We start from the raw sequence: 24587 nt of genomic DNA on the forward strand, positions 1-24587 counted from the left end.
ATTCACGGTCTCTCGCTTACAGTATACTGAATATATTTTACCCTTTGAGTCCAGGACGCAATCATATGGGCTATATCAGATTGAACTCAGTTTTTATCTGAATGCTCTCCCTCTCGCTTTTGCTGTAACACGCGAAGACCTGCGCAAAAGGTGTCCATCATCACTTCAATACTCTGATCCACATCCACAGGTAAACCAAAGCCACCCTTTTGTTCAAGTGAGGCAAAACCATGAAGAAGACTGCGGAATCCCCTCGCTGCATGAATGCAATCTGCTTCGTTGAAGCCGTAGCCACTGGATAGCACGGTAATGACAAGTTCCGCTACTCGATCCGCTGCGTGTCTCAGCTCGGTATCATTTCGGTCGGTTGCATACAGCATCGCTTCATACAAACCAGGCCGCTCGCGCGCATACTGCATATACGCTCTCCCCATAGCAATCAGCGCCTCTTCGCCTGCTCGGCCTACGGCTGCGCTCATCAATGCTTCCTCTAGCTTTTCGAGGCTATGTAATGCCAGCGCTTGACGCAATCCGTTCAATCCGTCCACATGGTTGTACAAGGATGGGGGGCGAATATGTAGCTTTTGCGCCAATGTAGTGAGCGTGACCTCTCCCATCCCTCGTTCATTGGCAACATCCTCGGCAGCCTCCAGGATATCTTGTAGCTTTACTCCATTTCTAGGTGACATCATCCGGTCCCCTTTCGTTAAATTCCTATGTAAGGTTAATTTCGTATACATATACAGACTAAATTCTTATTTCATCTTAACTAATCCCATTAGTTTATACAAAGAAAGTACCGTTTGCAACAGCTCCATACACTAACTCTTTTTTAGAAGAAGAGCCGTTAGGATATTACTGCTATAATACAAAGAGATTATAGAGCAGATTCGATATCTTTTCCGATTCCCTGCAAAGGAGCTAGCTATATCTATGGAACCCAATCCACTTCCAGCTATTGAGTTTAATCGTGTCACTAAATATTTCACCGGGTCGGGACAACAACGTGCTGTCCTGAACGGAGTTACGGCAAAGGTCCCGCGCGGAAAAATCACGACACTGGTCGGTCCATCAGGATCTGGTAAAAGCACACTGCTTTCACTATGCAATCTTTTGCTAGCATCGGATGAAGGAGAAATCAACGTTCTCGGCAAGCCTATAACCGAGTGGGAAATCCCTGAACTGAGACGGAAAGTAGCATTGGTTTTTCAAGATGCCCCCATGCTTCAAGGGACGGTCCTCTACAATCTCCAAACTGTAGAGCGGCTGCATGGCACGGTACTGGAAGATCCGGTTGGCCTGTTAGAGCGCGTAGGACTTACCCGTGACCTGCTGGAGCAAAAGGCGCAGGAGCTGTCCGGCGGACAAAGACAGCGCTTGGCCCTGGCGCGGACGCTCGCGAACCGTCCGGATATTTTACTACTGGATGAGATTACTTCTGCACTGGACCCCACCTCAGTCAAAGAGGTCGAGGAACTGCTGCTTCAAATGAACAAAGAAGAGGGAACAACAATGATCTGGATTACGCATCATATGGAACAAGCCCGCAGGGTAGGCCACGAAACATGGCTGATGATCAACGGAAGTTTGGTAGAACAAACGGATACGCAAACGTTTTTTAACGCTCCACAGCATAGTGAAACTCGCAGGTTTGTAGCAGGAGAATGGGTATGACGATTGTTGCCTTGATTCTCTCTCTTGGTTTTGTATTTATCGCCATCGTCATGTCCAAGTCCTTCAAACTCGGTCTGGACCGAGATATTATTATTGCCACGATCAGAGCATCCGTTCAGCTACTGGTGATTGGATATGTACTGCATTTGATTTTTGGGATGCAAAGCTACGGATTTATCGTGTTATTCATTCTGCTCATGATCACTGTAGCTTCTCAAAATGTTGCGCGCAAAGGACGTTTTATTCCCCAGCTCATGTGGAAGTCATTCCTGACGTTGCTGTGTGTGGAAATCGTTACACAGGCATTTCTAATTGGCCTGCATATCATTCCGGCGACAGCCCGGTACATGATTCCGATTAGCGGCATGATCATTGGCAGCTCCATGATTTTGTCCAGTCTGCTGGTATCGCGGCTCAAGTCGGAAGTCCTCCTGCGCAAGCCTGAAATCATGCTTATTCTCGCGTTGGGAGGAACACCGAGACAAGCCATCTTCCCTATACTGAAGAATTGTATACATTCCAGTATGATTCCAACCATTGAGGGGCAGAAGACACTTGGGCTTGTCCAGCTTCCCGGCATGATGACCGGACAAATCATTGCAGGCGCCAATCCAATTGTCGCCGTGCGTTTGCAATTGCTCATCGTATTCACTACCATGACCTCTGCCATTTTGACCAGCGTGCTGCTCAGCCTGTTCATTTACCCGACATTATTTACCCGCCAGCAACAACTGCGTACAGAGTCCTGGGAAGTCTGATAGAGACGGGTATACCCAGTTATTTACCAACCATTTTCCATTTATCAAAATTAAATAGACATGTTTAATTCCTGACACGAGGGTTAATAGATACACGTAGACGCTTTACTAAAATTCGATGAGGAGTGATTGAACATGGCTAACAACAACCAAAATGGCAAAATGAGTCGCGAAGAGGCAGGACGTTTAGGTGGAGAAGCTACTGCTAAAAATCACGACAAAGAATTTTACCAAGAGATCGGCGAAAAAGGTGGCGAGGCCACTTCCAAAAGTCATGGCAAGGACTTCTATCAGGAGATTGGTGAAAAAGGCGGCGAAGCCACTTCCAAAAACCATGGCAAGGAGTTCTATCAGGAAATCGGTCGCAAGGGCGGTGAAGCCCGTGGCAATTCAGACCAAAGTGATAGCGACGGGAAAATGAGCAGAGAAGAAGCAGGCCGCAAAGGCGGCGAGGCCCGCGCCCGTCAGCGTAAAAATAACTAACGATAGATCAGGATGCATTGTCGATGCATTTGCAATGTAAAGGCACCCACTGCATAGAATGCGAAGTAAGTGAATGTTTATGTTATAGAAGCCTATCTGCCGGTGTTCCGGTAGGTAGGCTTTTTGTGTGAAAGTTACTTTCATCAAAAGGCTACTTTCATCATCCGAACATACGTCATACAATATACATCATCATACATATTTTATTACAAATGAAAGAATGGAATAGTCAGATTCTTTTCTCATGTCATCTTACTTATTGCGAACAAGACAAATACCGCAGCCCTTGAATTGAGCACCATGCAACACACTAGAGGATGCAACTCAAATCAAATATTCCTGCATTCCGGCTGTTAAGATGGAGTCGAAAGGAGGGAACCCTCGTGTACGAATGGAACGAAATGGTCCAGCTTATGATTGATTGGATTGATAATAATCTGACCTCAGCGCCATCGTTGTTGAGAATGTCCGACCAGCTAGGCTATTCCCCTTATTACTGTACAAAGCAATTTCATTCTCTGACAGGAATGACATTAAGGGATTATGTGTGGATGCGCAGGATTAGCCGGGCAGCTCTTGAACTCCGGGATAGCAATGTCCGCATCCTCGATGTGGCCATAAAGTATGGGTTTTCTTCACAGGAAGCTTTTACACGAGCATTTGTAAAAGCATTTGAGGTAACACCGGCTGTATACCAGAAGGAGCCCAGACCTATTCCATTAGCCATTCGCGTTGAGGTGTTCTCTCCTTATCATTACCATTTGAAGGAGCGGGATAAGATGGTTAAAGAGCATTTGCAAGAAGCCGAAGTCAAAATTGAGCATATACCAGCACACAAATTTATTGGTCTCTGGGATATTTCTTCTCGAAATTACGGCGATTTCTGGAGAAATGGTCATAATTGTGATGAAATTTGCGGAACCCTGGAAAGCATGTCTCACCTCAAGCTTCCCGGACAATTGGGCCAAACGGCAGGCTGGTTCTATCAGAATGGTCAGAAGGGCTATCTCTACGGAATACCGGTTGCCGCTGACTACGCCGGAGAGATTCCCGCAGGAATGAAGTGCCGGGACATCCCCGAATCAGATTACCTGGTTTTTTTCCACCCACCCTTCAATTATTTAAAAAACAACGGAGACGTTATGAGAACGGTGGAGGAGAAAGCTTGGAACTTTGATCCTAGCAGCCTGGGGTATGAATGGGATGAGGAAACGAAGCAGGATTATCAACGCCATTTCCCTGAGGGATACGGCTACGCGGTGTTGCGCCCTGTGAAAAAAGTGTAGAGCAGAAGAATCCCAAGAAGCCGCTGCGATCAGAATGCTATTAATCGTCTCGCGGCTTCTCTTTTGAAAATGGAATGGAGGTATAGGCAAAGAAGTCCTTTCGCTTTTGGTTGGTCCTAGTCTCATGTATAGTTATTGCTGTAAATCTTACGGGATATGACGACTATAATATACTTTTGGCTATGATTAGCCCGTTGGTTTGGGTGTATGAATCTTTTCAATTTGTGCGCAAAGCACATATCCCCATATCCCTTGTTTACTTCACTACAATAGGTTTCTGGTATCTCATAGGGTATGTTATCGATCGTTTGATTAGAAAATCAAAAGAATAATTACTTGAAATGATTTTCTAAATCATTATCTACCTTCTCAGGCTCGTACTCGACTGTTTTATAGTCAGGTGAAGAAGGAATCATATTGACCACAACATTCCTCATTTGTAGCTTGTACTTTCCTTCTTCAAAAGCAAGAATATGCTTGATAGGAGGTAAAACTCCATATCCTCATACTTCGTTATCGAAGAAACAACAATCTTGGAAGGGTCAGAATCATCCACAGACATGATACGATAATCAATCGGTGTCCCTTAGGCTTTTAGAAAATTAAGTCGTGTCCGCTCTGTTTTAAAACGATAATCATCAGACAGCGAAAGCATCTTATCGTAGTCACGACTCATAGAGGCGTTCATATATTCTGAAAATGTCGAGACAGCAGCCTCTTTGGGCTTATCGGGAAGTTTATAAGGTTCCTTATCCCCTCCAAGAACAATCAAACAAGCCAACTTCTTACGTAATGCCATCTTCAATTAATAAAACCTCCCTCGCTAAAATTCATCCCTATATTCCCATGCCTATACAGAGTTGTCGCCTTTCAGAATAAGTCAATGTTACTTAGATGTGGCTTGATAATGTTTACATGTATAGTCTCATTTATTAGGGCACTATTTACAGTCGCCCCCATAATCTCTGAAACCCATCTTAGAGGCACCATCACGCGATTGGGTGATTCTGGCATAACAGGCGCACTAGGCATTATTTTTTCTTTATCATTTACATAAGCTACTTTACTCCCGACAGTCAGACGTACGATTTCACCATGCTCAGAAAAGATTGTAATCTCCTGCTTCTCTCTATAGTCTTGGAGATATGCGGTACCGCATGCTTGGCAGCAAAATACTGCGGCCAAAATTTACCCTCGAATGGAGTCTTGGCCTTTTCCGTATCTATTGTGATCGGACCACGTGTATAGCTCGCACCCGGAGTAAACAAATGATCGAAGACGTCGACCTGTTCAAAAAACGCCTGTACTTCCTCTTCCTTTTAATTGTTCAATTGAAAGGTCTTTACCACTTCTGCAGGGATGACCTTCTTCGCTTGCGCCAGCCTGTCTGCAGAACGGCCAGCGATTACGATACTTGCTCCTTACATTTGCTGCTTCTACGGCTGTTGCCAGCCCTATTCCTGCACTGCCACTAATCACGACAACACGTTGATTATGTAAACTCATATTATTATTATTGTCATCTCCTTTATAAGGATATTATCATAACTATTTTATAATCATATATATTTTTATTCAGATGAGCTTTCAGGGGCTACGCTCTTACGGTAGGATGTCGGCGACTGGCCAGACCAGCGCTTAAATTGCCTACTAAAATGTGCAATATCCCCATAGCCTAGCAGATCGGCTATTTGCTGCACCGACCATTGCGGATCAGCCAGCAGCAGCTTGGCCTCATGCAAGACAAGCTCGGATAGATACACACGCGGAGATACGCCAAAAACACTACGGAATACGCGATTACAATGGGACACGCTAATACCCAGCTCGGATGAAATCCCCTCGATCCCATCCTGTTTTTCCAACGAGCCGGCCTGTCTATAAGACAGATTGACTCTGCCCTGAAGACGACTAGCAATCTGATGAGCAAGCTCTGCCTGCACATATCCACGTCCCGGCAGATGAGCAGCTTCACTGGATACAGCCTCCCACAACGTTGCGAACAGTTCAAATACAGCAGATTGAATCCGCATACGTTTTGCCACCGAGTCACCATTTATCCCCATGTCATCCAGGGCAGAAAGATCAAGCAGCTTGCCCAGCGCTGGCTCCATCTGCCTTGCCACCGTACCATCCGCAGGAAAAAGCACTTGCTCCAAACGGCTCAGTAGCGAAAGAAACAATTTATCATCAATGTCGAAATGCATGCAAAAATACGTAAATCCCTCCCCGTTACTACAGCTGGAGTGCACAATTCCCGGGCGCAAAAGCATCAGATCACCCTGTCGCTGAATATAGCTGCGACCATCCACAACCATGATCTGTTCTCCCGCAAGCACGATGTTAATTTCATATTGCGGATGTTCATGTGGTGGATAACTCCAGTCTCTTCCGACACTTCGTGTATGAATGGCAAATAGATTGACCGTAGTTCGCACATCGGGAAAAAAGAATTCCTCTCCGGCGACCGTAAGGTCTGGATCATGGGGACTCTTCGGTAAACGTGGTGACGACATATTCTCCCTCCTGGCTCATTTACATCGATATCCTCCAGTATATCGTTTTCAGCGCGATTTGGATAAATAGTGGAGCGATTTGACAATGGTTCCTCGGCACATGTCATGCTAGGCTCTAATTGAAGTTAGTCAACGTTACATTTTATCATGAAAGGGGTTTCAATATATGTCGAAAAATATATTTTATAACACGCAGCATGCACCTATCGGTTCATTTTCCAGCTTTACACTTGGGTTTAAGGGTAACCGCGGCGGACTCGGCCTGGAGCTGGGCAAGCCTGCCGATGAAAATGTATACATCGGACTGCAATCCAGGGATGGCGGATCCTATGAGGCGCTTCCCTTTTTCGCATCCACACAGGACGAAAGTACCCGCTACGATGTGGAGAAAAAGGATAAAAAAACGGAGCCTCTGCTCGTTGCCTTTGCCGATCAGGACATCACCCGTGAGTTAAAAGCAGGAACAGATACATGGCAGGCAGGCGATTTGACGTTCCGGCTATACTCTCCCGTTCGCCCGGTGCCCGAGCCGGGAATTGCGGGCATAGATGAGCTGCGGGCAGCGTTAGTTCCGGCAGTATTTGCCGAGCTGACGATCGATAATACAGAGGGTGCTGCTGCACGAAGAGCCTTTTTCGGCTATCAGGGCAGTGATCCCTATAGCGGCATACGCATTATAGGAGAAGATCCTCGCAGGGACGCTACGGAATCTACCCAATTGGAGGAAAGACTCACAGGCATCGGTCAAGGACGAAGCACGGCTATTGTGACCAACAGCAGTGAAGCCATACCTGCCAGCGGATTTGCAATGGAGAAGCTGCTTGGGGAGACCATGGCCGAGAACTTATCCTTTGGCCTGGGCACAACGGGTGCGCTCCTGATGGACGTTCCCGCAGGAGAGAAGCGCACGTATTCCTTCGCCATATGCTTTTATCGCGGCGGCATTGTGACAACAGGCATCGAAGCATCGTATTACTATACCCGGCTGTTCAAGGATATTGAAGACGTGGGAACCTATGCGTTGAAGCATTTTACCGACCTGACTGCAGCTTGTATTCAGGGGAATGACTGGATCGAATCGGCGAACTTGAGTCCGGATCAGGAATTTATGCTCGCTCAGGCGATTCACAGCTATTACGGCAGCACCCAATTGCTCAGTCAGCAAGAGGATGGCGAACCGATCTGGATTGTGAACGAAGGCGAGTACCGAATGATGAATACACTCGATCTGACGGCGGATCAGCTTTATTATGAATTGATTTTGAATCCATGGACGGTACGCAACGAACTAGAATGGTTTGTCCAAAGATACAGCTATCGGGATGAGGTGCGCTTCCCGGGAGAGGAACAATCCTATCCGGGGGGGATCACGTTTACGCATGATATGGGCGTGGCCAATGTGTTCTCCCGGCAGGGGTACTCCTGTTATGAACTGGCAGGGATTGACGACTGCTTCTCTTACATGAGCCACGAGGAACTGGTGAACTGGCTTTGCTGCGCCACGGTATATATCGAGCAGACACAGGATCAGTCATTTACGACACGTATGCTGCCTGTCTTGTGCGACTGCTTCGAAAGCATGCTGCGGCGGGATCATCCAGATCCGGCACAACGAAACGGCTTAATGGGCCTGGATAGCTCAAGAACCCAAGGAGGCGCCGAAATTACGACTTACGATAGTCTAGATGTATCCTTGGGTCAGTCCCGCAATAACATTTATTTAGGCAGCAAATGCTGGGCGGTATATGTTGCGCTGGAAAAGATATTTGCCTCAAAGGGGCTTAACTCCCTTTCACAGGAAGCTGGCTCACAGGCAGACAAATGCGCAGCATCGATCACCGCTCACATGACAGACAAGGGCTATATCCCTGCAGTCATTAAGGAAGGCAACGACTCACAGATTATTCCTGCCATTGAAGGGCTGATCTTCCCCTATTTTACAGGATGCGAGGATGCGCTTGAGCCTGATGGGCGGTTCGGTGAATATATCCAAGCACTTCGACGCCATTTGCAAACCGTACTGGTACCAGGAGTTTGTCTATTTGAAGACGGAGGCTGGAAGCTATCCTCGACCAGTAACAACTCCTGGTTGAGCAAAATCTATCTGTCTCAGTTTATTGCCCGTGAGCTGCTGGAACTGCCTTGGCAGGAAACTGGGCAGGCGGCTGACGCAGCCCATGTTTCATGGCTCCTCCATCCTGAAGAATCCTATTGGTGCTGGAGCGACCAAATGCTCTCCGGCATTGCCCACGGCAGTAAATATTACCCACGCGGGGTTACCGCTATTTTGTGGCTGTATGAAGGCAAAGGGAATCGGCTGACCCTCCCTCAGCATATGAGCCAAGATGAGAAGCAGCATGTCTAAGACGAACGAACCCTCACTCGCCCAAAGGAGGTTCAAATAATATGAGCAAGCGTATGGATATGCCCAAAGGGAGCGGCTATGACGCTTGGCTACACTACCACCGCGCTCGTCTTATAGAAAAAATGCCTGCTTGGTGCAGGGTCATCGTGGTTCATGACACAGATGATGAAGTGCTTCAGACAGCTGCGAGTGAGCTTCAGCAAGGATTGGCCTCTATGTTTGGACAGCAGCCAAAGATGAGTACCGTTCCTGTCCATGTACCATTCGTTGCGCTGGGTACGTTCCAAGACCATCCATGTATCGCAGAACGGTTTAGTGCAGAGGAACAGGCAGAAGTGAGCGCAGAAGGCTATCGAATCCGCGGGGTAGAGGCTAAGCAACTGGCTGATTCAACTGGTCAAGATCACGATGATATCAAAGGACAGTGCGTTACAGTCGCGGGTCAGAACTCCAAAGGGGTATTATATGGGGTCTTTCATTTGCTGCGCTACCTGCAAGGAGGACTAGACGGCAAGCTGAAGCCCACTGCCAAAGAATCATTGCATGCTCCCAGTTTAGACCTATTGTCCAATCCAGCTAATCCGATACGCATGATCAATCACTGGGATAACATGGATGGTAGTGTTGAACGTGGATATGCCGGCCCATCTATTTTCTACAACAACAATGCCTTTACTACAAATATGGAGCGCCTTCGAGACTATGCCCGTCTACTTGCTTCTGTAGGCATTCAGGCGTTATCCATTAACAATGTGAATGTCCATCAGGTAGAAACCGAGCTGATAACAGATCGTTTTTTACCGGATGTAGCCAAAGTAGCTGCCATCTTTCGCGCCTATGGTATCCAAATCTACTTGAGCATTAACTATGCCAGCCCGATTCAGCTCGGTGGATTAACTACAGCCGATCCTCTAGACCCTGGTGTAGCTGAATGGTGGCAGACCAAGGCCCGGGAGATTTACGCAGCCGTTCCCGATCTGGGTGGTTTTGTGGTCAAGGCCGACTCTGAAAATCGGCCCGGACCCTTCAGCTATGGACGCCATCACGCCGATGGAGCCAATATGCTGGCGGATGCACTACGGCCCTATGGCGGACGTGTGATTTGGCGCTGCTTTGTCTACGACTGCAAACAGGACTGGCGTGACCGCAAGACGGATCGGGCTCGCGCGGCCTTTGACCATTTTAAACCGCTGGATGGACTGTTCCGGGATAATGTCATTTTACAGATTAAAAATGGCCCTATGGATTTTCAGGTGCGAGAGCCTGTCTCCCCTCTGTTCGGCGCGCTGGAAGCCACTCAGGTACTGCTGGAATTCCAAATTGCACAGGAGTATACCGGACAACAAAAGCATCTATGTTACCTGGTTCCGCAATGGAAGGAAGTGCTTGATTTTGACACCTATGCACAGGGGAAAGGCTCCACCATCAAACGTATCGTGAGTGGCGCTTTGCATAGCAACAGCGAATCTGGTTCTCATCACAGGAAGGCTACTGTCCATGCAGGCAGCGGCAGTTTCCAGGAGGAGCCAACGAATCATGTTCCCAAGGGCACGAACTTTGGAATAGCCGCTGTTTCCAATATTGGTGCAGACACCAATTGGACCGGACATTTGCTCGCCCAGTCCAATCTCTACGGCTACGGCCGGTTGTCATGGGACCCGGATCTATCCGCAGATGAAATCGCGGATGAATGGGTTCGGCTGACATTTAGCAATCAAGGCAAGGACTGCGGCGATCCTGAGTTGATTCCTACTATTAAGCAAATGCTGCTCGATTCTTGGAATATCTATGAGTCCTATACCGCCCCTCTGGGGGTCGGCTGGATGGTCAGTCCCAATCACCACTATGGGCCGGATGTTGATGGATATGAATATTCGATGTGGGGCACCTACCATTTTGCCGATTGCTGGGGGATCGGGGTAGATCGGACGACTGCAACTGGAACGGGCTATGCAGGACAATATTTTCCTCCTGTTGCCGAAATCTACGAATCTACAGACACCTGTCCGGATGAGCTGCTCTTATTCTTTCACCATGTTCCTTATACGCACGTGCTCCACTCCGGCCAGACGGTCATACAGCATATTTATGATACTCATTTTGAAGGTGCCGAACGTGCGGCCCATCTCCAAGCAACATGGATTAGTCTGCGGGAGCATCTAAATGAATTGATCTATGAACAGGTGCTGACGCGGCTGGAGCATCAGACAGAGCACGCCAAGGAATGGCGGGATCGGATCAATACGTATTTTTATCGCAAAAGTGGTATTCCCGACGAAAAAAATCGCCCTATCTATTAAGCAGATAGCCTCATGCGTTGCTTGCATACACACTGGGTTTTGCCTCCCCTTTCACGGGAATAACGATAAAAGACACATGTCTTACTCAGATCTGTGTCTTTTTTTGCATGGTCTAATTTATGCATACGGTTGCTAACGGAAAATGTCATATTTGTCCACCCTGAGTGTGCAATAAATTCTTCTTTTTTATGCAACCGCTTGCTTTATACTATTTTTGTAGACGTTTACAAAATGTTGTCGAATTAGACTATGCTTTGGGGAGGATGATCGGTTTGACCTTGTATCGAAGTCTATGGAAAAAAGGGTGTATGCTTCTATTAAGCCTTGTGCTGTCTCTGACCGCCTTCATTGGCTCACCCTCTAATACGGCGAGCGCTGCGGTTGCAGATGATTTTCAAGCTTCCGTTATGGGACCGCTGGCGAAAATCAATGACTGGGGTTCCTTTAAAAAGCAGCTACAAACGTTGAAAAACAATGGCGTATATGCCATCACTACCGACGTCTGGTGGGGCTATGTGGAGAGCGCAGGAGATAACCAGTTCGATTGGAGTTACTACAAAACCTATGCAAATGCCGTGAAAGAAGCGGGACTGAAGTGGGTTCCTATCATCTCAACGCATAAGTGTGGAGGAAATGTAGGAGATGACTGCAACATCCCACTGCCAAGCTGGCTGTCGAGCAAAGGCAGTGCAGATGAAATGCAGTTCAAGGACGAAAGCGGCTATGCCAATAGTGAAGCCCTTTCCCCATTGTGGAGCGGAACCGGTAAACAATATGACGAGCTGTATGCCTCATTCGCTGAAAACTTTGCCGGGTATAAAAGTATCATTCCCAAAATTTATTTGAGCGGCGGTCCTTCCGGGGAATTGCGCTATCCGTCCTACTATCCAGCAGCAGGGTGGAGCTACCCGGGACGAGGCAAGTTCCAAGCTTATACTGAAACAGCCAAAAATGCATTCCGCACAGCTATGAATGACAAGTACGGATCATTGGACAAGCTTAATGCTGCTTGGGGCACCAAGCTTACCAGCCTTAGCCAAATCAATCCACCGACCGACGGGGATGGATTTTACACGAATGGCGGGTATAATTCCGCGTATGGAAAGGATTTTCTGTCGTGGTACCAAAGTGTGCTTGAGAAGCATCTAGGTGTCATCGGAGCAGCTGCCCACAAAAACTTCGATTCTGTGTTTGGTGTCCGGATCGGGGCCAAAATTTCCGGTCTGCACTGGCAAATGAACAATCCTGCCATGCCGCACGGCACAGAACAAGCGGGTGGATATTATGATTACAACCGTCTCATTCAGAAATTCAAGGATGCCGATCTAGACTTGACATTTACTTGCCTAGAGATGAGTGACAGTGGCACAGCACCGAATTATTCGCTGCCGTCCACCCTGGTTGATACCGTCTCCTCCATCGCGAATGCCAAGGGTGTTCGCCTGAATGGTGAAAATGCACTTCCGACAGGCGGTAGCGGCTTCCAAAAAATCGAGGAGAAAATCACGAAGTTCGGTTATCACGGGTTTACGTTATTGCGCATCAACAATCTCGTCAACAATGATGGCTCACCAACCGGTGAGTTGAGTGGATTCAAACAATATATCATCAGCAAAGCCAAGCCTGACAATAATGGCGGTACAGGCAACAAAGTAACGATATACTATAAAAAAGGCTTCAACTCGCCTTACATTCACTACCGTCCGGCTGGTGGTAGCTGGACTGCTGCACCTGGTGTGAAAATGCAGGATGCCGAAATTAGCGGCTATGCTAAAATTACCGTCGATATCGGTTCTGCCTCCCAATTGGAAGCCGCTTTTAACGACGGCAATAACAACTGGGACAGCAACAACACCAAAAACTACTCCTTCAGCACGGGCACTTCTACGTACACGCCCGGTAATAGTGGCAATGCAGGAACGATCACTTCAGGCGCTCCATCGGGTGCGAATCCCGGGGATGGCGGCGGTACAACTAACAAAGTAACGGTATACTACAAAAAAGGCTTTAACTCACCTTACATTCACTACCGTCCGGCTGGTGGTAGCTGGACTGCTGCACCTGGTGTGAAAATGCAGGATGCCGAAATTAGCGGCTATGCTAAAATTACCGTCGATATCGGTTCTGCCTCCCAATTGGAAGCCGCTTTTAATGATGGCAATAACAACTGGGACAGTAACAATACCAAAAACTACCTTTTCAGCACTGGAACTTCTACCTACACGCCCGGCTCTAACGGAGCCGCAGGAACTATCCGAACAGGGGCACCTTCCGGGAGCGTCCTCAGCGTAGTGACTTCCACCTACGCAACCGACCTCAACGAAGTTACAGGACCTATCCAAGCAGAAAAACTTTCAGGTGTATCCTTAAACGTAAGCACTTCTACCTACGCACCCAACTCTAACGGAGTTGAAGTAACTGCTCAAACGGAGGCGCCTTCAGGCGCCTTTACCCCTATGGATTTGGGTACCCTTTCCAACCCCACTTCTCTCAACACAGACTGGAGCAAACAGAGCATTTATTTTATCATGACAGATCGTTTCAGCAACGGAGATCCATCCAACGATAACTACGGTGGCTTCAATTCCAACAACAACGATCAACGCAAGTGGCATGGTGGCGATTTTCAAGGTATTATTGACAAACTCGACTACATTAAAAATATGGGCTTTACCGCGATCTGGATTACCCCGGTAACGATGCAAAAGAGTGAATACGCTTACCACGGCTATCATACGTATGATTTTTATGCGGTTGACGGGCATCTCGGAACAATGGACAAGTTCCAAGAGCTGGTTCGCAAGGCACATGACAAAAATATTGCTGTGATGCTAGACGTAGTAGTGAATCACACAGGTGATTTTCAGCCGGGGAACGGGTTCGCCAAGGCTCCTTTTGACAAAGCAGATTGGTACCATCACAACGGTGACATTACAGGGGGGGACTACGACTCCAACAACCAATGGAAAATCGAAAACGGTGATGTAGCTGGACTGGATGACTTAAATCATGAAAACCCTGCTACCGCCAACGAGCTTAAAAACTGGATCAAATGGCTGCTTAATGAGACAGGCATCGATGGACTGCGGTTGGATACTGTCAAGCATGTACCGAAGGGTTTTCTAAAGGATTTTGACCAAGCCGCCAATACCTTCACCATGGGTGAAATTTTCCATGGCGACCCTGCTTATGTGGGGGATTACACCCGATATCTCGATGCAGCACTAGATTTTCCGATGTATTATACAATCAAGGACGTGTTCGGACACGATCAATCCATGAGAAAAATCAAGGACCGCTACTCCGATGATCGTTACTATCGTGATGCTCAGACTAACGGTGTATTTATCGACAATCATGATGTAAAACGTTTCCTGAATGACGCCTCTGGCAAGCCGGGTGCTAACTATGACAAATGGCCACAGCTCAAAGCTGCATTGGGCTTTACTCTGACGTCGCGTGGGATTCCAATTATCTATCAAGGCACAGAGCAAGGCTATAGTGGTGGAGATGATCCCGCCAATCGGGAAAATATGAATTTCAACGCCAACCATGACCTGTATCAGTACATCGCTAAGCTAAACAATGTGCGCAATAACCACCCTGCTCTGCAAAACGGCAGCCAAAAGGAAAAATGGGTGGACGACTCCTTTTACAGTTTTCAGCGCTCTAAAAATGGCGACGAGGCCATCGTATTTATCAACAACTCCTGGAATAGTCAAACCCGCACGATTGGCAACTTCGATAATCTGTCCAACGGAACCCGCCTGACTAACCAGCTGAGCAACGACTCCGTTCAGATTAACAACGGTTCGATCACTGTGACTCTTGCTCCAAAGGAAGTTAAAATCTTCACCAAGTAAACAGCGTTATTCAGTTACATTGGTTATTCAGATGTGCTAAAATAAATGATAGAAGGATATACTAAAAAAAGAGCAAGGATGCTGGTAACATCCCTACTCTTGGCAACAGCCGCTTTGAAGAGCGGTCGGCTGTTCAAAGGCGATCTACAGAAATAGACCGTTTTCCCCTTGAGCAGGGCGGTCTATTTCTTTTTGTTTTGGTTCAGCGCAATAACAATGGTAACGATTAATCCGATCAACGCTACTAGTAGCGTGCCGAACATCATCATTAATGTCAGAGCATCCTTAACCTCCACAGGCATCACCTCCCTTCCGGGAGACTTAGCCGACCGCCCACCTAAGCCATTCTGTTGTTACTGGAATTATAGCACGTAAATCCGTCCTTAAGCGACAACATTTTACATACTTATCCAGCCAATCTTATATGGACACTCATCGTCTTTTTCTGCTTACACACTCTACTTTGTCTCTATACGGGTATAGCTTCGCAACGCCAAAAAAAGTCCCAGCACAAAAATGAAACAAATACTGATGAGCCCTCCAGAGACATTCGTGTATGTTCTCCCAAGCGTGCCATGCGGAGAAAACAATACGGGTACTGTCCATGGATAAAAGGTATTCCCCGGTGCATTAACCAAAACAAAATTTAAACACATAACCGTACACATCCCCATAATAGCGGGCACAAATTTTTTCCATCGTATAGCGAAGAACGTAATGATCGGGATGAGCATAGCGTGCATAAGAATCATTTTAGTGAAGATTCCAAGCTGATGCCTAACGATTTCAAAGGTTAGCGGTCTGGTCGTAATTAACATACCCAATAGAGCAGATAGTACAAATGCCAACAACAGGCTAACAGCGATATACATGTAAATAACAAGCAGCTTGCTGAAGTAAAGACGACTCCGACGAACCGGGTTTGTAAACAGGGCAATATGCGTCTTCTCTTGATACTCTCTCGCATAGATATAGCAGGTCAAAATGTAGTAGCTCATATACCCAGTCAGAAAATTAATAAGAGTAACAATACTCATAAAATAGTCATTCCAACCATCACGATCTATCGAATACTTGGGACTACCCGCGTAACTATATAATTGCAAAATAATGGTTAATGCTAAAATTATCACACTCAACCAAAGAATTTTAGTTCTTTTCAGTTTCAAGCACTCTGCTTTAAACAGGTCAAACATAGTAGCCCTCCTTCAAAAACTCTTCATTTAGGCTCTTCTCTGATATGTCCATACGGATAAAAACAATCCAAGAAGAAAGATCACGAATAAGCTGAACCACGCTATAAGAATATTGACATGTCTGACCGCGCTTCCTTCATTGGGAGATAAAAGAACGGGAACAATCCAAGGGTACCATTCACTTTTGTATATAAAATTCAAAAATATAGCAGTACAAACTACGAGCACAACCACCATGATGCTCTTCCAACGTATAGCAAAAAAAGAGGCGATCGGGATTAACATCACATGCATCACACACATTTTAGCAAATACTTGGATTTGGTATACCCAGATAGCCATCGTTAAAGGTCGATCTGTAATGCACATGCCTAATAAGGCGGATAAAAACAGAACGAAAAATAAGGATACAATAATAAATCCATAAACAACGGTCAATTTACTAAAATAAAATTTAACCCTAGTGACAGGCGTGGTAAACATAAACAGATGCGTATTTTCCTGATACTCTCTTGCAAAAATATAACCAGTTAAAATGTAATAGCTGATAAATCCAGCTGCGACATTGACGAAGAGAACTATGCCCTCGAAATAGTAGGTCCAACCCCTTTTATCAATTGAATATCTATAAAAAACAGCGCTTAAAGCGAATTCCAACAGGACAACAGCCAACAATATTATAAAACTTAACAACAAAACTTTAGAGCCTTTAAGCTTAATAAGTTCAGCTCTAATCACGTCGCCCACCCTCTCCTGAAATGAGAGCCAAAAAATATTCCTCTAGCGTCTGCTTTGTGGTGTGTATCTCATAGACTGAAAACTGATGATCTATTAACTGCTTATTTAACGCAGCTGTATTCTCAATCTGACTATGAATTCTTAGTTGTTGTGGGGATATCACATTAGATTGAAGCTGCTTTATGTGCTCTTGTAGAAACGCTTGTACTGCTTTTGCATCCTCTACCTTTAGATCTGTATATTGCTCAAAACCTTCCTCCAACTGACTCAGTCGATCTTCCGCTAACAGTTTTCCATTATGTATAATCCCGATGTGTGTAGCTAACTGCTGAATTTCGCTCAAGATGTGGCTGGAGATAAGAATCGTTTTTCCATCTTCCTCGCACAACTTCTTTAATAGCTGACGAATTTCCTTAATTCCTGACGGGTCTAGTCCGTTCGTCGGTTCATCTAATATAAGCAACTCAGGATCATGAACAAGTGCCCTGGCAATTCCTAATCGTTGCTTCATTCCTAGGGAAAAATCCTTAAACTTCTTCTTCCCCGTATGCTCTAACCCCACCGTAGTTAAGGTTCGTTCAATTCTCCCATCATCCTTCACCCCCATGTACGTACAGCAGATTCTCAGATTATCTCGTGCACTCAGATTTTCGTATAAACCTGGTGTTTCGATAATGGTACCTATTTTTGAGAAAATAGAAGGATAGCTTTTCTCCAACCGCTCGCCAAATAAAAAAACCTCCCCATTTGTAGGCTCAACCAGCCTCATCAGCATGCGGATGGTTGTCGTCTTTCCAGCTCCATTTTCACCTAGAAAACCGTAGATACTGCCCTGTTCTACATGTAAGGAAATATCGTCTACAGCTATCGACATCCCAAACTGTTTGCGAAGCTTTTTTGTTTCTATAACATACTGCATTTTTTTCTTCCTCCTACTCCTATACACACCAAATATAATTATTATACAGACTGTACTATCCACAAAATGTAAAAACAATCACATTTATTCATTTGCCAATCATTATCCCGATAAAACAAAACAGGCACCCGACGAAGCGTACACTTCGTTGCAGGTGCCTGTTTATATATAAACAACGTGGGATTACTTAGGCCTCAGTAGCCACGTTGATATTGTTCAGGTACGGAAGGCTTTTCGCCACGCAGCGCCACCGCTGCATGAATCGCCCAATAAGGATCTCGCAGCAATCCGCGTCCCACAGCGACCAGATCGGCATCCTCATTGCCGATTACAGACTGCGCCAAGGCTGGGTCATCCAGTATACCGACGGCGATTACTGGGATGTTTAGCGCCTCGCGGATTTGGCGAGCAAACGGCACTTGGTAGCCCGGATAGTTGCCTGGCTTTCTGGCTCCAGCCGGGCCTTCTCCGCCCGAGCTGACATGGATCATATCTACGCCTGCAGCCTGATATGCTCGGCTCAGCTCAATGGCATGATCCACATCGTATCCACCATCTACGTATTCCACCGCACTGATGCGTAAGATTAACGGCATACCCGCAGGCATTTCCTTGCGCACAGCCTGAATGACTTCTACGCCGAAACGGGATAGATCCTTTCCATACTCGTCATCTCGCTTGTTCGTAACTGGCGAATGGAATTGGTGAATCAGGTAACCGTGTGCACCGTGAAGCTCAATCGTATCCACGCCTGCTTGAACTGCCCGACGGGCGGCGTCTGCGAATTTTTGCACCATGCCACGCACTTCCTCCGTGGTCAATGCACGCGGCTGTTTATAATTCACATCCGGATATGCAATGGCCGAAGGAGCCACCGGCTCTGCTGCATCCTCAGCTTTACGGCCTGCATGGGCAAGCTGTATGCCAACCTTGGCCCCGTGCGCATGAATACCGTCAACCAGCTTTTTATACGCCGGAATATGTTCATCTGACCAAAGCCCCAGATCGTAATCCGTAATCCGTCCATCCGGTTCCACGTCCGTCATTTCTATAATAATCAGGCCCGTGCCTCCAATAGCCCGGCTCAGGTAGTGGACATGATGCCAATCATTCGGAATTCCGTCCTTGTCTGTCACCGAGTATTGACACATCGGCGCCATAACCACCCGGTTTTTCAATTCCAAATCCTTCAGAGTGTACGGTGTAAACAACGAATTCGTCAAAGCGTTCATCTCCTTTTTATCTCTACCACATAAATGAAAATACGTTCCAAATTACACGGTCTATTATAAGCATAATCGGCACAGTCCAAACGAAACAAAGAGATTCCCCAACTGGAGTATCCCTCATATTTGCACCGTGCAGTCATTATGTATATCGTATGTTGTAGATATATTGCACACAATCTATTATCCACAACTTAATAACTTTTTGCAAGTAAATATTTAAATATTATTAAATATTTTTTTGTCTGCATTTTTCCCGACTCTTGGCCATAACACAAAAAGGCGCCCTTACGGGCACCTCTGCGAAAACTAGTCTTATTGCGCTGAGCCTAATTGAACCCATGCCTTCTCAATCTCTGCAACCGCCTGATCCTTGTTCATGTTGCCGCTAATATAAGCTTGCATCAGCTCGCCAAACTTTTGGTGGAATGTATCCAGCGAGTAGTTGACAGACAGATCACCAGACTTGGATGTTTTCAAAATGCTCTCCATTTCCTTAGGCATTTCCAGATCAGGAAGCGGCGCATCCTTGATTGGAGGGATTACCTTCGCTACTTGGGAGAACCAGTTCTTACCGTATTCCGAAGTGTACAGCCAGTTGAAGAATTCAATCGTTTCCTTGGATACTTCGGAATCCTTGTTGATACGCAGCGCCTGATCCGCACCAGTAATGATGACTGATTGATCCGCTTTGTCACTCACCGGATATCCCATGATGCCTATCTTGAGATCAGGATTAATTTTCTTGATTGCTTCCTCGTCCCATGCACCTTTGCCCGTCATAAACGCAGCTTTACCAGAGGCAAAATCGCTCACTTCTGCATTGCTGTCCCGTTCCAGCGGCTTATCTGTACCATGCTTCACCGTCAGATCGATGAAGCTAAAGAAGTTGTTGTACAGCACGGGGTAGTCCTTGATTTTCGCTTTACCTGCAATAAAATCATTAACAAGTTGCTTCGGCTCTACGCCAGCATCCTGCGCAGCAGCATCTACATAGTGTTGGAAGATATGCTTCCATACCCACCACTCTTTATACGCATTAGCAAATGGAGTAATACCTTTCGCCTCTAGCTTAGTAACAGCATCCTGCATCTCCGCAATTGTCTTCGGTGGGGAGGTTATCCCAGCCTTGGTAAGCAAATCTTTGTTGTAAATCAACGCAAACAGGTTCCCCTTCACCGGGAGTCCGAGCACCTTGCCGTCACTGGAACTCATATTCGCCCGGACAGCATCCGTCATGGCTGCTGCCAGCGGTTCATTGGTCAGATCGGCACTATAATCAGCATAGGTGTCGATGTCGCCTCCTGCCGTGGTCTGGAACACATCCGGTGTACTACCCGAAGCTATTTTTGACTTGAGAATGGTGTTGTAGTCTGCCTGCATGATCTCCAGATTGATCTTCACGTTAGGTTTGACCTTCTTATACTCCTCGATATACGCGTTAAAAGCATCGGTATACTCCGGTGAGGCTGTAAACATATTTATTGTAACCGTTTTCAAATCTTCTTTGCCGCCAGTGCTTTCTTTAGCCGCATCTGTGCCGCCGCTGCCTCCACATCCGCTCAACAAACCGACCGTCAAAAGCAAACTGCCGGATAACGCCATCATCTTCTTTAACATGGATACTCCCCCATTTGTTTGTGATCAACGTCCATGCGCTCATTCTAAAAAATATAGTCCAATTTAAAAAGGCAGATTAGTGAAGCGTTAAGGGTAAAAAAGTGGTTTATTGCAGGCTCACGCGATACTCCGACGGTGACACCTGATAATAATTGCGAAAAGCCTTACTGAAATAGTTTTTATCCTTGTAACCGAGCATATCGGAAATTTCCTGAATTTTCAGACTGGAATCACCCAGCAGTTCCTTTGCCTTGTCCATTCTGACCTTCTGTACATATTCGTGAATGCCGTAACCAAACTGCTGTTTGAACAATTTCATCAGATATTCCCGGCTCAAAAAATAGGTTTCGGCAAAAAATGAGATTTTGATATCTTCAAAATAGTAACGGTCGATATACCTTTTGATCTCTGTAATATCAAAGGGCTGGTTTCCCGCTTGTGCATGTTGGACCCCGGCAATGTAAAGCTCCAGCATGCGGTGTAATCTCTGACTATAGTCGGCAAAGCTCGTAAAATCAGCAGACAGATTGCCTTCAACCACGCGCCCCAGTTCTCCTAAGGTTTCCTCCTGATTAGGCGCAGACACAGGCGTACCCAGCTCAATCGTTGCTTCTCTCAATAAAAAATGGAACTCCCGCAGCAATCGGTCCGCATCCTGCAAACGGAAAACAGAGCCTGCTGCCAATTGCTTCAACAGATCGCTCAGTAGTACCTTTGCCCGGTTTGCTTGACCGGTCTGAGCATCCTTTTGGATCGACAACAGTCGATCCGTCCATGGCACTTCCTCTGACGCACCCACTTGCCGGGGCACCGTATGGAGAATAGATTCTCCTTCCAACTTCAACACATCCGTGCTGCGAATGAGCGTCTTGGCATCCCTATAAGCAGAAGCCAACTCCACCACGTCTGTACAGAGCTTGCCCACGCCGGCTGCTACCACCATATTGAACAGCCCATGCAGGTTCGCAACCGCCTTCTGTGCCACCTGTGCCAGTAGGAGGGACATATGTTCTTGTTGTCCTGAGGCCAGGGTACAGATCGAAACGACCTCACGCTCTCTTCGCGGATGGGGGAAGCTAAAACAACGCAACCGTTCATCTGATGTCTGCGCTAATACATTCGTTACAGCAAAATCCATCAGATCGGCATCGCCATGAAAACGTGTCCTGCGAATCTCATCCCTGTTCAGCAGCCGCAGCACGATCACGCCAAAGCGGTTCTCCTGCTGATCTGCTCCAATCAATGGCAGCAACGCGGTATTGGCCTGCTTTTTAAAGCTACCGTCCAAAATGGACATATAGAGCTTTTCTTTCAGCTTCGGTAGTGACATATTTAGCGTAATGCTCTGATTAATGAACTCGTCTTGGCTTTGCTTACGGCTTTCCAGAATGTCCACCGCCTTGCGCAGTGCCTGATTCAGATCCTGGCGGTTGATAGGTTTGAGCAGATAATCTACCACCCGCGATTGAATCGCTTGTCGTGTAAATTCAAAGTCGTTGTAGCCACTAATGACAATCGTCAGCAGATGGGGATATGCCTTCTCGATAACACGAAGAAATTCAATGCCATTCATCTCCGGCATTTTCATATCGACCATCACCACATCGATAGGGTGCTGACCCAGCAGCTCCATTCCCAACTTTCCATTCGTCGCCTCATAAATATGTTCGATACCCAGACGATCCCAGTCTCCAACAATACGAATGGCTTCGCGTAACGGTTCTTCATCGTCAATAATCAATACGTTATACATGGCTGACTCCTCCCCGGGGAATTTGCATTCTCATTTCTGTTCCTGTTTCATCCGTAAGTATGAATAACCCTGCCTGATCTCCATACAAAAGCTTCAACCGTGTGTTCAGATTTTTCAGGCCAATATGCTCGCTCTCCCGGTCTTCCCATTTTTCATCGAACGAATCCAGCACTACTTTCAGCTTGTCCTCTGAAATTCCAGGTCCGTTGTCCCTGACTGCAATTGTAGCGTCTGTAGCACCTGATTCGGCCGAAATGACGATCAGAATGTCACTTGATACTTTTTCCAGCGCATGCTTGATAGAGTTTTCTACCAACGTCTGCACGGATAATCTCGGAATCGGCAGCTCCATCAGCGTGTCCTCCCATACCACTTCGACTCGAAGTCTCGCCCCGAATCTTGCCTTTTGCAGACCTATATACCGTTCAATATGCCTGAGCTCCTCGCAGGCAGCTACAATATCCTTGCCGTTGATGGAATAGCGCAGAGTTTGGGCCAATGCATCGACCATATCCGCCATGTCGAACATCTCCCGCTTTAATGCCTGTGTGGATATGGCTTGTAAGGCATTATACAGAAAATGGGGATTAATCTCAGCCTCCAGCGCCTTGAGTATGGCATTCTTTTCGACCAGCTTCATACGATAGCGCTCATTAATAAGTTCTTCGGTTCTTTGGACCATTTCGTTAAAATGCAGCGACAAATAGGCAATCTCATCGTGCCCCTTCACAGGAGCCCTTGCCTCAAAATCTCCGGTGCTGAACCGTTTCATCTGGGTAGATAGCTTATGTAAAGGTCGGGTAATCGCGTTCGAGGTCAATGTCACCAAAATAATAGACACACCTAAAAATAAAGCCCCGATGACATAACTCCAATTCCGTGTGGTCGTAGCGGCTTCATAAATTTGGCGGTATGGAATCGGCTTGATGAGCTGCCACCCGTCCTTTTGGCCTGCATCATAAACGACCAAATACTCCTGGTTGCTGTTGCTGTCTGACCACGTTACTTGTCCGCTTCCTCCCTCTCCGATCTGAGCCAATACTCCAGAATCACGCATTCGTTCATACAGCGGAAGACTGTTCACATAAAAGGGAACCCGTTCGGGGCTGATCAGCATCAGTTGGTCCCCTTTACCCAGTGGAATATTCCGCATGATTTCATCTACGGCGCTCGTGTTGTAATAAAAGGACAACACTGCCTGCGGGTGACGGGATGCAATCGATCTCAGCACTCGATGGTAAGCCATAAAGCTGGCTTGCGGCGCCACATAGCCCATATCAGAGCGGGATTCCACAAAGGATTGAAATGATTCGTTTGCAGTGCTGGCCATCGCCTCTTTATACCAGGGAAGCTTGGGAAGATCCGTGTTTATTCCTTTGCGTACCGTTATGTTATACGTCTCCCTAGTCACTACGTAGTATTGATGGCGGTCCGCCACATATAGATAGATCGCTTCCAGATCATTGCGGGAATAAAACATGTTGCGCAAGTAATTTTCAATGACCATTCGTGCAGCATAGTCCCGATTCTCATTAGCAATCGCGTTCATGATATCGTTATAGCGAAGCTGTGGCAGAGCCAGCTGCTGCATCCCCTCCAAGTAATCCTCCAAATTCTGATTGACCAGCAGCAGATTATTCGTCGTGCTGGCGATGCTATGGTTGACCGACTCCTTTTCAATCATCTGATAGGAAATAATCGTGAGTGAGCCCACCACCAGAATAATCACCGACGTAAAAAGCAGAATGAGCTTGTTCACTAATTTTTGCGTAATCCGCTTCCACATGGATCGAAGAATTGTCCCTACACGCCCTGACATCATGATAACCGCTCCTTTTGAAAGCGTACACATTTTTACCCTCAACTGTTTTCTTAAATCCATTGGTCCGG

20 protein-coding genes are annotated in these 24587 nt (G+C 46.7%); 7 read left to right on the forward strand and 13 right to left on the reverse strand.

Annotation, left to right across the window (positions count from 1 at the left end):
- Positions 1 to 86: 86 nt before the first annotated feature.
- On the reverse strand, positions 87 to 689 hold the full coding sequence (locus PPM_RS25280) for a TetR/AcrR family transcriptional regulator (RefSeq protein ID WP_040102585.1): 603 nt from the start codon (positions 687 to 689) through the stop codon (positions 87 to 89).
- A gap of 244 nt (positions 690 to 933) precedes the next feature.
- On the opposite strand from PPM_RS25280, the gene PPM_RS25285 reads away from it, so the two are divergent.
- From PPM_RS25285 to PPM_RS25300, 4 genes are all read left to right on the forward strand, one after another.
- The gene (locus PPM_RS25285) at positions 934 to 1674 is read left to right on the forward strand and encodes a phosphate ABC transporter ATP-binding protein (RefSeq protein ID WP_013373681.1); all 741 of its coding nucleotides are present in this window, start codon (positions 934 to 936) and stop codon (positions 1672 to 1674) included.
- Positions 1671 to 2432 carry an ABC transporter permease gene (locus PPM_RS25290; protein ID WP_013373682.1) on the forward strand — a complete coding sequence of 254 codons (762 nt, stop codon included), beginning with the start codon at positions 1671 to 1673 and terminating at the stop codon, positions 2430 to 2432. The genes PPM_RS25285 and PPM_RS25290 overlap by 4 nt, the downstream gene beginning before the upstream one ends.
- Before the next feature lie 135 nt (positions 2433 to 2567).
- Positions 2568 to 2915: a KGG domain-containing protein gene (locus PPM_RS25295; RefSeq protein WP_013373683.1), complete on the forward strand. Its 348-nt coding sequence runs from the start codon at positions 2568 to 2570 to the stop codon at positions 2913 to 2915.
- Positions 2916 to 3298: 383 nt separating this feature from the next.
- Positions 3299 to 4201: an AraC family transcriptional regulator gene (locus PPM_RS25300; protein WP_013373684.1), complete on the forward strand. Its 903-nt coding sequence runs from the start codon at positions 3299 to 3301 to the stop codon at positions 4199 to 4201.
- 586 nt (positions 4202 to 4787) lie between these two features.
- On the opposite strand, the gene PPM_RS25305 is transcribed toward PPM_RS25300, so the two are convergent.
- The 4 genes from PPM_RS25305 to PPM_RS25320 form a co-directional block, all read right to left on the reverse strand.
- The gene (locus PPM_RS25305; RefSeq protein ID WP_228392940.1) at positions 4788 to 5000 is read right to left on the reverse strand and encodes a hypothetical protein; all 213 of its coding nucleotides are present in this window, start codon (positions 4998 to 5000) and stop codon (positions 4788 to 4790) included.
- Positions 5001 to 5071: 71 nt separating this feature from the next.
- Positions 5072 to 5386 (reverse strand): copper amine oxidase N-terminal domain-containing protein, encoded by a 315-nt coding sequence (locus tag PPM_RS25310; protein WP_048481112.1) that lies wholly within the window; start codon positions 5384 to 5386, stop codon positions 5072 to 5074.
- Between the two features lie 105 nt (positions 5387 to 5491).
- The gene (locus PPM_RS29070; RefSeq protein ID WP_013373688.1) at positions 5492 to 5707 is read right to left on the reverse strand and encodes a hypothetical protein; all 216 of its coding nucleotides are present in this window, start codon (positions 5705 to 5707) and stop codon (positions 5492 to 5494) included.
- Between the two features lie 65 nt (positions 5708 to 5772).
- A complete protein-coding gene (locus PPM_RS25320; protein ID WP_013373689.1) occupies positions 5773 to 6717 on the reverse strand; it encodes a helix-turn-helix domain-containing protein in 945 nt (314 codons plus the stop codon).
- 166 nt (positions 6718 to 6883) lie between these two features.
- On the opposite strand from PPM_RS25320, the gene PPM_RS25325 reads away from it, so the two are divergent.
- The 3 genes from PPM_RS25325 to PPM_RS25335 all read left to right on the forward strand — a co-directional run bounded on the left by PPM_RS25325 (position 6884) and on the right by PPM_RS25335 (position 15245).
- The gene (locus PPM_RS25325) at positions 6884 to 9082 is read left to right on the forward strand and encodes a glycoside hydrolase family 52 protein (RefSeq protein WP_013373690.1); all 2199 of its coding nucleotides are present in this window, start codon (positions 6884 to 6886) and stop codon (positions 9080 to 9082) included.
- Between the two features lie 41 nt (positions 9083 to 9123).
- Positions 9124 to 11382, forward strand: coding sequence for an alpha-glucuronidase family glycosyl hydrolase (locus PPM_RS25330; protein ID WP_013373691.1), 2259 nt, complete (start codon positions 9124 to 9126; stop codon positions 11380 to 11382).
- A 272-nt stretch (positions 11383 to 11654) separates the two neighbouring features.
- Positions 11655 to 15245, forward strand: a complete 3591-nt coding sequence (locus PPM_RS25335) for a family 14 glycosylhydrolase (protein WP_013373692.1) — start codon at positions 11655 to 11657, stop codon at positions 15243 to 15245.
- A 182-nt stretch (positions 15246 to 15427) separates the two neighbouring features.
- Here PPM_RS25335 and PPM_RS30310 read toward each other — a convergent pair whose 3' ends face one another.
- From PPM_RS30310 to PPM_RS25370, 8 genes are all read right to left on the reverse strand, one after another.
- Entirely contained in the window at positions 15428 to 15541 is a 114-nt protein-coding gene (locus tag PPM_RS30310; protein ID WP_010347020.1) for a putative holin-like toxin, read from the reverse strand.
- A 162-nt stretch (positions 15542 to 15703) separates the two neighbouring features.
- Positions 15704 to 16441, reverse strand: coding sequence for an ABC transporter permease (locus PPM_RS25340; RefSeq protein ID WP_013373693.1), 738 nt, complete (start codon positions 16439 to 16441; stop codon positions 15704 to 15706).
- A gap of 27 nt (positions 16442 to 16468) precedes the next feature.
- Positions 16469 to 17179, reverse strand: a complete 711-nt coding sequence (locus PPM_RS25345) for an ABC transporter permease (protein ID WP_043921434.1) — start codon at positions 17177 to 17179, stop codon at positions 16469 to 16471.
- On the reverse strand, positions 17172 to 18098 hold the full coding sequence (locus tag PPM_RS25350; RefSeq protein WP_016324887.1) for an ABC transporter ATP-binding protein: 927 nt from the start codon (positions 18096 to 18098) through the stop codon (positions 17172 to 17174). Before PPM_RS25350 ends, PPM_RS25345 begins: the two co-directional genes overlap by 8 nt.
- Positions 18099 to 18292: 194 nt before the next feature.
- The gene (locus PPM_RS25355) at positions 18293 to 19321 is read right to left on the reverse strand and encodes an NADH:flavin oxidoreductase/NADH oxidase (protein WP_016324888.1); all 1029 of its coding nucleotides are present in this window, start codon (positions 19319 to 19321) and stop codon (positions 18293 to 18295) included.
- Positions 19322 to 19639: 318 nt separating this feature from the next.
- Entirely contained in the window at positions 19640 to 20944 is a 1305-nt protein-coding gene (locus PPM_RS25360) for an extracellular solute-binding protein (RefSeq protein ID WP_013373697.1), read from the reverse strand.
- Positions 20945 to 21050: 106 nt separating this feature from the next.
- Positions 21051 to 22697, reverse strand: a complete 1647-nt coding sequence (locus tag PPM_RS25365) for a response regulator transcription factor (protein ID WP_013373698.1) — start codon at positions 22695 to 22697, stop codon at positions 21051 to 21053.
- Complete coding sequence (locus PPM_RS25370) at positions 22690 to 24549, reverse strand: sensor histidine kinase (RefSeq protein WP_013373699.1); 1860 nt, start codon at positions 24547 to 24549, stop codon at positions 22690 to 22692. Before PPM_RS25370 ends, PPM_RS25365 begins: the two co-directional genes overlap by 8 nt.
- Between the last annotated feature and the right edge of the window lie 38 nt (positions 24550 to 24587).

Source organism: Paenibacillus polymyxa M1 (genome assembly GCF_000237325.1).
Classification (GTDB): domain Bacteria; phylum Bacillota; class Bacilli; order Paenibacillales; family Paenibacillaceae; genus Paenibacillus; species Paenibacillus polymyxa_C.

Excerpts from the sequence above, each read along its gene's own strand:
- PPM_RS25280 (WP_040102585.1), bottom strand. The coding sequence starts at position 689 with ATGTCACCTAGAAATGGAGTAAAGCTACAAGATATCCTGGAGGCTGCC.
- PPM_RS25360 (WP_013373697.1), bottom strand. The coding sequence starts at position 20,944 with ATGTTAAAGAAGATGATGGCGTTATCCGGCAGTTTGCTTTTGACGGTC.
- PPM_RS29070 (WP_013373688.1), bottom strand. The coding sequence starts at position 5,707 with ATGAGTTTACATAATCAACGTGTTGTCGTGATTAGTGGCAGTGCAGGA.
- PPM_RS25350 (WP_016324887.1), bottom strand. The coding sequence starts at position 18,098 with ATGCAGTATGTTATAGAAACAAAAAAGCTTCGCAAACAGTTTGGGATG.
- PPM_RS25370 (WP_013373699.1), bottom strand. The coding sequence starts at position 24,549 with ATGTGTACGCTTTCAAAAGGAGCGGTTATCATGATGTCAGGGCGTGTA.
- PPM_RS25285 (WP_013373681.1), top strand. The coding sequence starts at position 934 with ATGGAACCCAATCCACTTCCAGCTATTGAGTTTAATCGTGTCACTAAA.
- PPM_RS25365 (WP_013373698.1), bottom strand. The coding sequence starts at position 22,697 with ATGTATAACGTATTGATTATTGACGATGAAGAACCGTTACGCGAAGCC.
- PPM_RS25295 (WP_013373683.1), top strand. The coding sequence starts at position 2,568 with ATGGCTAACAACAACCAAAATGGCAAAATGAGTCGCGAAGAGGCAGGA.
- PPM_RS25290 (WP_013373682.1), top strand. The coding sequence starts at position 1,671 with ATGACGATTGTTGCCTTGATTCTCTCTCTTGGTTTTGTATTTATCGCC.
- PPM_RS25325 (WP_013373690.1), top strand. The coding sequence starts at position 6,884 with ATGTCGAAAAATATATTTTATAACACGCAGCATGCACCTATCGGTTCA.
- PPM_RS25330 (WP_013373691.1), top strand. The coding sequence starts at position 9,124 with ATGAGCAAGCGTATGGATATGCCCAAAGGGAGCGGCTATGACGCTTGG.
- PPM_RS25305 (WP_228392940.1), bottom strand. The coding sequence starts at position 5,000 with ATGGCATTACGTAAGAAGTTGGCTTGTTTGATTGTTCTTGGAGGGGAT.
- PPM_RS25340 (WP_013373693.1), bottom strand. The coding sequence starts at position 16,441 with ATGTTTGACCTGTTTAAAGCAGAGTGCTTGAAACTGAAAAGAACTAAA.
- PPM_RS25320 (WP_013373689.1), bottom strand. The coding sequence starts at position 6,717 with ATGTCGTCACCACGTTTACCGAAGAGTCCCCATGATCCAGACCTTACG.